The organism is Ruegeria sp. HKCCD7255 (genome assembly GCF_013031565.1).
GTDB lineage: Bacteria > Pseudomonadota > Alphaproteobacteria > Rhodobacterales > Rhodobacteraceae > Ruegeria.
In genome coordinates this window covers 486,346-498,110 of sequence record NZ_WQAG01000001.1, presented here as the reverse complement: position 1 = coordinate 498,110, position 11,765 = coordinate 486,346, and the positions used below count along the sequence as shown (strand labels likewise).

At 58.0% G+C, this 11,765-nt stretch carries 9 protein-coding genes; 1 reads left to right on the top strand and 8 read right to left on the bottom strand.

Going from position 1 to position 11,765, the window contains the following annotated elements:
• Positions 1-308: 308 nt before the first annotated feature.
• The 4 genes from GOX45_RS02380 to GOX45_RS02365 all read right to left on the bottom strand — a co-directional run bounded on the left by GOX45_RS02380 (position 309) and on the right by GOX45_RS02365 (position 5,900).
• Positions 309-1,472, bottom strand: coding sequence for a site-specific integrase (locus tag GOX45_RS02380; protein ID WP_171097597.1), 1,164 nt, complete (start codon positions 1,470-1,472; stop codon positions 309-311).
• A gap of 345 nt (positions 1,473-1,817) precedes the next feature.
• Entirely contained in the window at positions 1,818-3,233 is a 1,416-nt protein-coding gene (locus GOX45_RS02375) for an RtcB family protein (RefSeq protein WP_171097595.1), read from the bottom strand.
• Between the two features lie 4 nt (positions 3,234-3,237).
• A complete protein-coding gene (locus GOX45_RS02370) occupies positions 3,238-3,618 on the bottom strand; it encodes a hypothetical protein (protein WP_171097593.1) in 381 nt (126 codons plus the stop codon).
• A 725-nt stretch (positions 3,619-4,343) separates the two neighbouring features.
• Positions 4,344-5,900, bottom strand: a complete 1,557-nt coding sequence (locus tag GOX45_RS02365) for an RNA-binding protein (protein ID WP_171097591.1) — start codon at positions 5,898-5,900, stop codon at positions 4,344-4,346.
• A 174-nt stretch (positions 5,901-6,074) separates the two neighbouring features.
• Here GOX45_RS02365 and rtcR point away from each other — a divergent pair, with 174 nt between their 5' ends.
• The gene (gene rtcR, locus GOX45_RS02360; RefSeq protein ID WP_171097589.1) at positions 6,075-7,637 is read left to right on the top strand and encodes an RNA repair transcriptional activator RtcR; all 1,563 of its coding nucleotides are present in this window, start codon (positions 6,075-6,077) and stop codon (positions 7,635-7,637) included.
• A 16-nt stretch (positions 7,638-7,653) separates the two neighbouring features.
• Here rtcR and GOX45_RS02355 read toward each other — a convergent pair whose 3' ends face one another.
• The 4 genes from GOX45_RS02355 to GOX45_RS02340 form a co-directional block, all read right to left on the bottom strand.
• Positions 7,654-8,898 carry an AAA family ATPase gene (locus tag GOX45_RS02355; protein ID WP_171097587.1) on the bottom strand — a complete coding sequence of 415 codons (1,245 nt, stop codon included), beginning with the start codon at positions 8,896-8,898 and terminating at the stop codon, positions 7,654-7,656.
• A gap of 1 nt (position 8,899) precedes the next feature.
• Positions 8,900-9,541, bottom strand: a complete 642-nt coding sequence (prfH, locus tag GOX45_RS02350; protein ID WP_171097585.1) for a peptide chain release factor H — start codon at positions 9,539-9,541, stop codon at positions 8,900-8,902.
• A complete protein-coding gene (locus GOX45_RS02345) occupies positions 9,538-10,671 on the bottom strand; it encodes an RNA ligase RtcB family protein (protein WP_171097583.1) in 1,134 nt (377 codons plus the stop codon). Before GOX45_RS02345 ends, prfH begins: the two co-directional genes overlap by 4 nt.
• A 311-nt stretch (positions 10,672-10,982) precedes the next feature.
• Positions 10,983-11,741: an FkbM family methyltransferase gene (locus GOX45_RS02340; RefSeq protein ID WP_171097581.1), complete on the bottom strand. Its 759-nt coding sequence runs from the start codon at positions 11,739-11,741 to the stop codon at positions 10,983-10,985.
• Between the last annotated feature and the right edge of the window lie 24 nt (positions 11,742-11,765).

Sequence of the window (11,765 nt, the reverse complement as noted above, 5' to 3'; positions counted from 1 at the left end):
AATCCGATGGCAAACCGTCCGACAGCAAGTTTCTATTGGTATTGCAGCGGGACCACCGCTGCTGTGTTCGAAATTTCAGCAGCCAACGGACCGGACCGCGTAAAAAAACAGAGGTGTCCCCCTACAAAGCAAGGCTCTGCGACATCACCGTTTTCTAAATGCGCACCCGATCGTCGCCCAGACCTAAGCAACTAGGCCAGGATCAATGCGGTCTATGGCTGTGATGACATCAGCGGGAATATTCAAGCGCTTGCCAGCTTGGCGCAATCACTACAGCATCCGGCGGCAACACAGGAAATTCTCAGGTTTCAGGAACTGCCATCGCTGATCTTCTTACCCACCACGTCCGCTGCCTGCCGCAACGGGTCGTCTGCAAGATGGGCGTAGCGTTGGGTTGTGGAGGGGTTTGTATGTCCAAGCAATCGACCGACTATAGGCAGACTCAGACCGCTGGAAACGAGATGCGACGCATGCGTATGCCGATTGTCGTGGATACGGTAGTCTTGAAGACCTGCTGATGTGGTGACCGAGCTCCAAAATTTCTTCAGATCTTTGTACGGTTGGTCCGGAGAGCGTCCCGGAAACAACCAACGACTTTCAGGAGATGCCCCTGCTTTCATTGCCGCAAGCAAATTACAGGTTGCTGACGAAATCGGCAGATGCTCTCGTCGCTTTTGCTTTGTGTGGTGCGACGGCTTTGTCCAGGTCGCGCGGTCCAAATCGAAGTCTTCCCATTTTGCATTCAGCACTTCGCCGATCCGTGCGCCTGTCAGGAGCTGCAGGCGAATAGCGTTGGCTGCAACCTGATTTGGATGCTCTGACAGAGCCACTAAAAGTCTTTGCAGCTCACCGTCTGACAACCAGCGGTCCCGCTTTTCCTCGAGGAACTTTTCTATGCCGCGCGCCGGATTGTCAGAACGCTGACCCCAGCGCACAGACAGTTCAAACATTTTCGACATGAGCGCCAGAGTGCGATTGGCTTGATAGGGCGTATCACGCATTTGATTGTGAAGCTTCTGAACATGCTGATGCGTCACTTCAATGACTTTAAGATCCCCAAGCTTGGGGAGAATGTATCTGTCCAGCATTGACCGATCATTCCGAACGCTACCGGGACGTTTCTTCGGTTCCGCATGTTCGGTCATGTATTGCGTGGCAAGTGAGTTCACCGTTGGTGAATGCCTTAGGCTTTGAGCATCGGCGACAGGATCTGCGCCACGCACTACGTCTGCAAGAAGCGCGCGTGCTATTTCGCGGGCGACGCCCAAAGACATGGTCGGCCCATATCGCCCAAGTGTCTTGCGTTTCGACCGACCGGTTTGTTTGTTGCGATATTGAACTACGAAGCTTTTGACGCCGGTCGTTTTCACACGGAGTCCAAAACCCGGCAGACCGTCGTCCCAATAGATCGTGTCCCGGTTTGTTGCTGAAAGGCGATCGACACTTGATTTTGTTAATCGGGCTTTGGGCATAGTGCTTCCAGATGACATGGGTAAGCACAAGGTAAGCAAAGTGCAGAGAGTTGGGAAGGGTCTTATAGAAATCTCAGCAGGCAAAAACTCCTTTTATTTAAAGGAATCTACTGCCAAATCGAATTGGCTACAATGCTGTCGAAAAGGGGCTGATAAGATTTGTAATCAGTAGGTCCGCGGTTCGAATCCTGTACGGCTCACCACTGTTTACTATGTATCGTTTTCCCCGCGCGTGGTTAGGCTGGTGCTGGTCTTGATGATATCCGCTCGGATGCCTGTGCAATCGAAGCACATCTCCCTTTCTTGACACGAGGGTTGAGCCGGCAAGACAAAGGTCGCCAGCAATTACCGGCGACCTTTCTTTTTGTTTTTCCAGAACGGTGGAACGTCTCCGGCCATGATACAGCCGAAGGGATCGATATAGTCCTCGATCTCGGCCAGATCATAGGATTTGATCTGCGCCACCACGCTGTCTGCGCTTTTATAGCTCGACGGCAGTTCGGAGGCGTCCACGCCACCGGCATGGAAGCGCACGTCCAGGCCTTCGGTTTCCGCCTTCAGCATCTCATCCGGTGTCACCGACCCCATCCGACGTTTATGCTCGGACCGCGAAAAGTTCCGCCCGGCCCCATGCGGGCTGAACCCCAGACCGTGACCGGCATCTTTGCCGCGCACGATCAGAACCGGCTCGGACATGTTCAACGGGATCAGCGTGAGACCTGTCGCATCGGCGGCATAGTCTCCCCAGGCTGGGGTTGCGCCTTTGCCGTGATAGAACAAATCCCCCCGCCTAAAGACGAAGTTATGCTCGTTCCAGAACCGATCGCCGACGTCGCCTACACGCGCGGCTTCGACCGTTGCCTGATGGATCGCGTTATGGTTGGCCTTGGTCCATTTACGGATCAGCTGCAGTGCATCCCAGTAATCGCGCCCCTCTTCGGTATCGGCTGGAATCCAGGCGTTCTGCTTGGCGGTTTGCGGCGACAGCTCCTTACGGAACCGTTCTGCCACGACCATGCCGTTCTTGTACAGAACCGCCCCCGGCCCGCGTGAGCCATGATGGGTGACAATCGCCGTCCGCCCGGTATTGCGCGAGCGTCCCACGAACAGGAAATGGTTCCCGTCGCCCTGCGTTCCCATATGTTCTTGCGCCATGCGCAGAGATTTGTGGTTGTCCAGAAACGGATTTTCCCGGAACGCATCCAGCAGTTTCAGCGAGGTTGTGAACCGTTTACCCTGCGGTCGCCCCCCCGGGCCAAAATGGGTCACCGATTGCGCGGCATCCAGCACCGCTTTGGGATCGGCATTGCCCAGATCGGTGATCATGACCGAACAACAGATATCGGCCGAGTGCATCCCCGGATGGATCGCATTGCGCGCTGCGGCCACACCCCCGACCGGGATCGTGCCAACCGGACCAGCCGGACAGGCATCCGGCATGATCGCCCCGGACTCGATGGTCGGGGTCCGCATCAATTGGGTCATGGTCTCGCGCACTTTGAGAACGTTGTCCTCTTCATCCGCATCGCCCGCGTCGATATTTTCGTGAAACGCCACCTCTTCGGGTGCGCGCAGATCCATCGTCGGCGGGACCGGAGGGATCTCGCCCTCCAACTCCTGACGAATGCGCACCAGGCCGAACCCCTCGGCCCGCATCTCATTCGCGCGCGCCAGCAGGGCGGGGAATTGTTTGCCAGGGTGGTGACCCCAGTCTTTCAGGTGGTCCCCGGTTACGGGATCGAATGTGTTTTCTTCGGTCATTTTCTTAGTCCGAGTTCTGCCCGTCATGGGCAACTGAAGTAACAAGGTGATAGACTTGCGAAGGCGAAAGCGAAAACGCGCCAGCCTTTCCGTCCTGATAGGCTTCCAGCCAAATTGTGTAGCCTTCGTCAAAATCTTCGTCCGGCGCGATGTCGTCAGCGATAAGTTTAGATTCGCTCAGCCCAAGGGAATGCTCATGAATTGGAGCATGTGAGAGCGACGGATAGTCCGTTTGCTCATCTTGCGGAATCAAAGAGACCCCTACGATTTTGCCAGACTGAACACCTTGCTGTGTAGACTCATCCAACCGACAGATTTTTACAAAAAGGGCCGGTGCCTCATGTGTGGCCTCGACTGCCCAAAGCTGTCCTGTATTGATTACCATTTTGATACCTCAATAATTTTGCTCAACTGGCCCCGACGACAAAAGGTGAAGAAACGTTTGGAAGGCCCGCCCCGCACCTGAATGGGCAGATGCGTTTTCCGTCTTGGCGCCGGCAAGGAGGGGAGTTGAACCCGCTCGACCTGCCCATGGTGTGCCATGTAGTTCCTTCGGCATTCGCCGGGGTATTCCTTTCGAATTGGGTCTCGACGACAAATCGGTCGTGTTTGCGTGCAAAGCACGACCGGGGTGAAACACCTGCTCTACCTGACTGAGCTACCGTCCCTCCCTAACGGGCTGGGACGAGCGGGATTCGAACCCGCGACCCGGAGATTAACATTCTGTAGTTCCACCGGCATTCGCCGAGATTTTCCTTTTGTTCGGGTCAGGCAGACAAGAGTTGGTGAGACAGCACCCTTTCACGGGTGCTGATCGGGTTCAGCGATGTAGTCCCACCGGCATTCTGCCTGATGTTGTTCGGGTCCCGGCGACAAGTTGGTCATGTTTGCAAGCAAATCACGACCGGGGTGAAACATTGAGGCCAACTGCTCTATCCACCTGAGCTACATCGCGGAGCGCGATGGCGGGTCTCGAACCCGCGACCTGTTGGGTATGTAGTTCCACCGGCATTCGCCGGAAAATTCGGTTGAGTCAGGCGGACAAGTCCGGTTGTGAGACAGTGACATTACCTTAAATGTAGTCCCACAGGCATTCCGCCTGACCCGTTTTCAAATTGCGATCCTTTCGATCTGTGCGACCCAGTGATCCGGGCCGGTTTTACCGTCAGCAAAGGCTGCGATCTGGTCAAAGACCGCGTCCGAGAAACCGCCGACATTCAGCACATCGCTGCGCGTCTGCGCCTGGGTGGTCCCGTAAGGGGCGATATCGATGCAGACCAGTTTGGCCTTTGGGTTGCGTCGCTTGATCACTTCCCATTCCTGCATCATCGCTGTGCCCTGACGCCCGTTCCCGGCATCAACCCAGGATTGGTTATCGGACACGAACACCACCAGATCCGGTGCGTGGCCACGTTTGTTCAGCCAGTCCAGCGGTGCGGAACAGTTCGTCCCACCTCCGGCCAGAGCAGCCAAACGCTCGGCATTGGTCAGGATCGTGTCGCGCGGCCTCAGACGTACATCACGCACGTCGAAGTCGAACGGCAATACCTGACACCCGCGGTTCACGCGCTGAAAGGACGCCGCCACCAAGGCCGCGACATCCACATGGCGCACGACCGAGGTCGCACCCGGGCGGTACCCGGTCACCGGCCAGGTCATCGAGCCCGAAACGTCCGGGCAGACAACAACCTGCCCCGAAACCTTCGGCACGTTCTGCACGGCGATTTCCATCGCGTCATGCAACGCGTCAACGATCTTGGCCGGCATCTCTCCAGACACGTTCTGTGCCGTCACCATCAACTGGTACGGAAACGCGCGCGCCTTGGCGATGGCCTGCGGGTCACGCAGCAACGCAGCCACATGATCCAAATTCCGGGCCACGTTGAAGACACCATGGCGCAAAAACGTGTTCAGGTTCTGCCGCACCATCTGCCACGAGCCTCTGCGCGCAATCCGCGCCCAATGCTCGGTCGACAGTTCCAGCTGCGTCAGCATCTGAAACGGCACATCCGGCACCGGCCCTTTGCCGGTTTCGCGAAACGCGATCCAGTCCTGCAAGGCCTGTGGCAGCCGTGCCAGATTACACGGCCGCCCGACGATCCAGGCAAACAGCGCCTCCCGTTCGGCCGAGGCCGGTTTCGGGTGCACCATCCTGATCACGTCCGCCAAAGACGGGTCATTCCCGATATTGGCGTTCAGCAGCGCCCGGTCAGAGGCGGTGTTCAACCAGTTCTGCACCATTGCTTTTGGCGCAGACCCCAGCGACTTCCGCCCGGTCTGACCAGACCGGATAACCTGCACAAAATTGCGCAGCATCTTGCCGTTATCGACCACCTGGCCAAAAGCGACCCGGAACAAGACCGGATCACGCCGGGCCAGAACAGCCAGCAATACAGCGGGCATATCCTTCATGTATCCCGACCGGCGGGCATAGATCGCGGCCTGCGCCAGAAAGCGCGGCTCGACGGCTTCGGCCACATCCAGAACGTATTCCAGCTCGTCCTGCGGCGTTTGATAGAACATGCCCCCGAAAGTGCCGGTCACGGCGACCTGTGCCAGAGCATGGGCATCGGAATAAGCATAGGCCGGCGCGCCATGGGCGTTCTTCGCTGTCGCTTTTGGCAACAACCGGCCTTTGATCGATGCAAACACGGATTTGTTCGCCATTTCTTTGTCCTCGTTTGTTTCTTGAGGACGTTTTGCCATGTCAGGCACCCCGGACCGAGAAAAACCCGAAAAACGCATAAATATTTGTAATTAAACAACTTTTACCCCAGTTGATCAAATACACTCCTGACATTACGATAGGAATGGATCGGATTTTATAAATTTAGATATATCATGCAGAACATCGTCATTGGATTCCTTGGAACGCAGCTGGACATGGGCAAGAAACGGCGCTGGAAGCCCACGCCCAGTCTGGCAATGCATGACCATTTCAATGTCGACCGGCTGGAACTGCTGCATGACCACAGGTTCAATCGCCTGGCCCATCAGGTCAAAGCCGAAATCGAAGAGCTGTCGCCCCAGACCGAAGTGCTGCTGCAGCGCATGGATTTGGCCGACCCTTGGGATTTCCAGGAGGTCTACGGCAAGCTGTTCGATTTCGCCCGCGCCTATGGGTTTGACGAAGATCGTGAGCAATATCACGTCCACCTGACCACCGGCACCCATGTGGCCCAGATTTGCTGGTTCCTGCTGACCGAAAGCCGCCATATCCCCGCACGTCTGATCCAGACCGGCCCTCCCGGTCCGAACGATGATGTCCCAAAGTTTGATATCATCGATCTGGACCTCAGCCGATATAACGCTTTGCAACAACGCTTCGATCAGCTGTCGCGTGAGTATAGCGACCAGCTGAAGGGTGGGATCGAAACGCGCAACGCGCAGTACAACGCACTGATCGACCGGATCGAGCTGATTGCCAGCAACTCGGACGAACCCATTTTACTGCTGGGGGAAACCGGGACCGGCAAAACCGAACTGGCCGAACGGATACACAGCCTCAAACTGGATCGACGCCGCATCAAGGGACGTCTGGTTCACGTCAACTGCGCCACGCTGAACGGACCCGATGCCATGGCCACTTTGTTTGGCCAGCGCCGATCATACATTGGGGCGGCGGGGACCGAACGCAGCGGGTTGTTGCGTGAGGCGGATGGCGGCGTGCTGTTTTTGGATGATGTGGACGAGTTGAACGCCAATATGCAGTCGGTCCTGCTGCACGCAATTGAAACCGGGCGCTTCTATCCGCTGGGGGCCGACCATGAAATCTCAAGCCGGTTTCACCTGATCACCGGGGCCAACCGGGATCTGCGCAGCCTCACGGCCTCAGGAGACTTTCGCCCGGACCTCCTGGCGCGGCTGAACACTTGGAGTTTCACCCTGCCTGCGCTGCGCAACCGCACTGAGGATATTGAGGCCAATCTGAGGCATGAGCTGGAACGATGCGAACGTGATCTGGGCAACCATGTCGGATTCAACGCGGATGCACGCGCGCAATATCTTGAATTTGCCAAAGATCCGGCGACCCTTTGGCCCGGCAATTTTCGCGATTTTTCGGGCTCGATCCGCAGGTTGTGCACGCTTGCGCCCCGTGGCCGGATCACGCGCGCGATGGTGTCATCGGAAATCGAGAAACTTTTGGCCGATTGGAAATCCGCGCAGTCAAATGATGATTTCAAGCTGGTGGCTGATGTGATGGGCGACGCGGTGTCGGATGTGGACCCGTTTGACCTGGTGCAACTGGCGCAAGTGATCCGTATCTGTCGCCAGTCCTCAAGTCTGAGCGCGGCCGGACGTGCATTGTTTGCTGTGTCGCGGGCAAAGCGCAAAACCCAGAATGACGCCGATCGGCTCAGGAAATATCTGGGGAAGTTCGGGTTGGAATGGAGCGCGCTCTAACGTCAGTCCCGCGCGTCTATTCGGCGGCTATGTCGCCCAATTGGCGCACAAGCCCAGATGCGGTTGCAGCCGCGGCGGCATCTTTGCTGTTGGCTAACAACCAACCTTGTATCCGGGCCGGGCTGTGCCTTTGATCTTGTAAATGTTGTTCGAAACGCTCCGCCAGTTCCAGCTCACCGGGGAAAAACCGATCAAACAGGCGGCGCGCAGTTCTGGCGCTGATCAGGCCAAGCTCGGTATGCACGTCCGCACGACCCGGCCGGATCAAAGCCGGATCCAACCGTTCCTTGTGGTTCGTTGTCATGACCAGCGCGCGCCCTTCCTGCGCCGCCACGCCATCAATAGCGTTGAGCAGGCCCGAAAAGCTGACGCCCGAGCGCTTTTCCCCGCCCTCGCGCTGCGTAAACACGGCATCCACATCTTCGATGGCAATCAGGGACCCGGACGGGGCACACATCATCGCCTCGCGCAGATCGTCATCGGTCAGGGTCACCCGCCCGATATCGAGCGTTGCGATATCCAGCGAAAGCTCTGACGCGAGCGCGCGAATAAGGCTGGATTTGCCCGTACCCGGCGGGCCATGAAACAGGTAGCCGCGCCGCCACGGCACACCGCGTTCCGCGTACCAGGTTCTGGCGCCATAGAACCACCGCATATCCTCCAGCACCTTGTAGATACGGTCATCATCCACCAGCACCGACTCCAGCCCTCGGCGCGGCACATCGCCCACATGATCCCACCAGTCACCTTTCAGGATATGAAGGCCAGGGCCGATACGGTCCCGGGTCTGTGAAATCGCGCGTCCTTCGGCGATCCAGCCCAGAATGGTCTGCACCCGCCCGAACAGGACCGTCACGGTCAACACTTCCATTGGCCGTTGGTTATGCGCGCCACCCACCTTCGACTTTTCGTCGATGTCACGGCCCAGACGACACAGCTTGCCTTGCCAAAAGAACCAGTGCTGACCGGGTGACGGCGCATAGCCCTTGGTACCAATCGCCCATTCGCCATCCATCATGCGTACATGTCGGGACTGGGACAAAACGTTGTTCTGCTCCATCCAGATGCAGAAATGGCGATAGGACGGGCTGCGGTTGTCCAATGTCAGGCTGACCCAGATGCGCCGCAGAACCAAACGGTAGAGCGACAGGAACGCAAGGCGCAGAAAGGCAACCACAACCCCAAAGGCACCCAGCGCCAGACCGCCGGCGAAAAAGTCGCTGGTCAGGGCATTGGTCAAAAACTGATCCACGATCGCCATCCTAGCCCCCTGTTACGTCTCGAAAGTCATGGCCTTTGAAGCACCGCACCGGGTTGCCGCGCTGTAAAGCGTGATGCAGCCCATTGCGGAGCGCCTTCTGGTCGGCCTCTGACGCGGCGGTGCGGGCGGCCAACAATTGCTGAAGCCGCGCCAGCGCCAGCGCTTTGTTGCGATGTTGTGACCGTGCCGCACGCGCCACCGCAGCAAGCCCGGTTGGCCGGTGTGTCGCCCGCACCGCGCTATCCGTTGTGTTCTGATGCTGCCCTCCGGGACCACCGGCGCGGAACGTGTCGAACACGACATCACCCGCACGAAGATGTTCGGGACCTATCGCGGGCACGGGCAAATCGAACACGCCAATGAACCAGTTGGCGCGCTTATGCGATGGGCGGAGCCTGCTTGGCGCGCGCCATTGGATCGTACCGCGCCAGTTTCGGGCGAAATCCGCCGCAGCTGCACCGCTGACGACAACCACGACAGATCTGACGCCGTGTTCAGAACGTTCGGCATGCGCATCGAAATCCAACGCCAATGCTTCGGACTCGGAACGCATGACCTTTAGCACATGCGCCACCGCCAGCTGACATTCAGCAGGGCCAGAGCCGCTGGTCACCAAAAGCGAGATATGGTCAGGCGCGCTCATCTCGGCCCACCCTCTCGGACCTTCTTGAAGGTGATGAGCGGATGGAACCGCGCCACGCAATCTGCCGCACCGGTGCGATGCAGATCCTCCGCAACGGATTGGGCGGATTTATAGGCCAAAGGCGCTTCCTCAACCAAAAGATCACGGTCTTCACACAGGATGCGCCCGCCAAACGGGGTTTGCTGCATGGCTTCAAGGTCGGATTTCTTTGCCCGAACCCGCCCATGCATCGACGACCGATCATAGCGCCGCCCCGCACCATGCGCCAAGCTACCCAGCGCGTCACCGTGACCAGCAGGCGCCAGCAGATAGCTTGCGCTTGCGCGCGATCCCGCCAGCGGAACATAGTCGCGCGCGGCAATCGCCGCCCCTTTGCGGTGCAGCCAACCCTGCGCTGTCTCCTCGATCAGGTTATGGGGCGCATCGACCACCAATTGCAGCTCAGCCCGCAACGCCTCGGCGGCCCGTTCGGCAATGATCTGACGGTTCAGGCGCGCCCAGAGCACCGCCCGGTCATGATCCCGAATATAGGCCCGCGCGCTTTCGCTGTCTGCGGCAAGGCCCGCAAAGGCCCCCGTGCGTAGCGCACCCAAAACCGCATTGCCAAATCCGCGAGAGCCGGCATGCACCAGCAGATACAGGCGCGTCTTGTCCAGACCGACCTGAGCATCGGCGTCGTCCAACTGTTGAACCTCGCAAAAATGATTGCCACCACCAATGGTGCCCAAAGCATCAGCAAAGAGGTCGGGCGCAAGGCCTGCCTCCTCCAACCGTGCTCCGTTGCTGTGATCGGTCGGCACACCCAGCGCGCGCAGCCGCCGCAGCGCCTTGTCCAACTTCAGCCTGCGCACAGGCAAATCCAGCTGGAACAGCGACATGCCGCAGCCGATATCGTTCCCAGCCAGTTGCGGATAGATCCGGTTTGCCAGAACGGCGCAACCGATCGGCCCGAATTTACCGGGGTGCAGATCCGGGAACGCCGCGATTTTGCGCACGCCGGGCCATCCCGCGATGTCCTCAAGTTGTTGTTCGGCCCGACCATCAATCCAGGCCGCAGATGTATAGAATTTCGTGATGATGCCGTCGCTGATCACAGCGGACGCGCGACCATCCAAGACAGAATTGCCCATAAGATAGTACCCAAAAACGTATGTAAAAACGCCAGCCAAACGCCAGCGATTGGGATCAAACCTGATCTGATTTCAGCTTAGGTATTGATCGGCCCCGAAAGGGCAAAATTGCGAATATGCATGTGGTTCCCTTTCTTTGCTAGGGGTTACGGTTTGGGTCCGATTGACCGATGTGAGACCGCCGTTTAGTTGGGAACGCTGATTCACTCAAAGGTTTTAGGCGCGCCCTGCAAAGCATGTGACCAAAAAGTCACTCTACCGTGTCCTGGCGGGCACTCCGTGTCACGTGAAAACCCGGACCCTATTGGGCTTCAAGTGAACAGAAAGCTTGGGAATTGAGTTCGCGCCCGGTCCGAGGAAAAAGCCTGTTGGACCGGCTGTTCCACCCCATCAAGGCTGCATCCGCCGTAGAACTCCAAATTCTTCGCAAGCTCTTGCAACGCTACAGCCCCGCCATCCTGCTCGACAAAAGGCGCATGGGTGGACAGGTAGAAAGCGGGGCGTTGTTGTTGCAACCAGGGGCGCAGATGTGGCACCAGCGCAAATTCAGCGCCTTCCACATCCATCTTGACCAATGAAACATCGCTCAGATCCACCGCTTTTTCAAACACCTCCCATGACAGGCTCAGTGCCTCGGTGCCCTTGCTGGTGTCTCCAAGCACGGACGTCATGGAATCCCCCGGCTCGCCGCCCAGGCTCGCCATGCGCATCACTCCGGTTTCTCCCCAAAGCGCGGCCCCAAAGGCCGAAACATTGGTGATCCCGTTCAATTCGAGGTTCCAGATCAAATAGCGATAGGCAACGGGATCGGGCTCAAAACACCACACATGGCGCGCTCGGCGCGCGGCATAGAGTACAGTGGCCCCGGCCCAGGCCCCAATGTCGATATAGTCGCGATCAGGCGACAGAAACTTGTCCAGCACGGCAAAGGTTTCGGGCTCCCAATCCCCGGCGGTCGCTTTGCGCCAGAATTTGGAGTGATAGGGATCCAGCCGGAACGGATCCCCATTGAGGCGGCCATTGTAATAGCCCCGTGCCCGATAAAACATCTTGCGCAACTTGGTAAGCATGGCCGGCCTTTGCTGAGGTTTGGT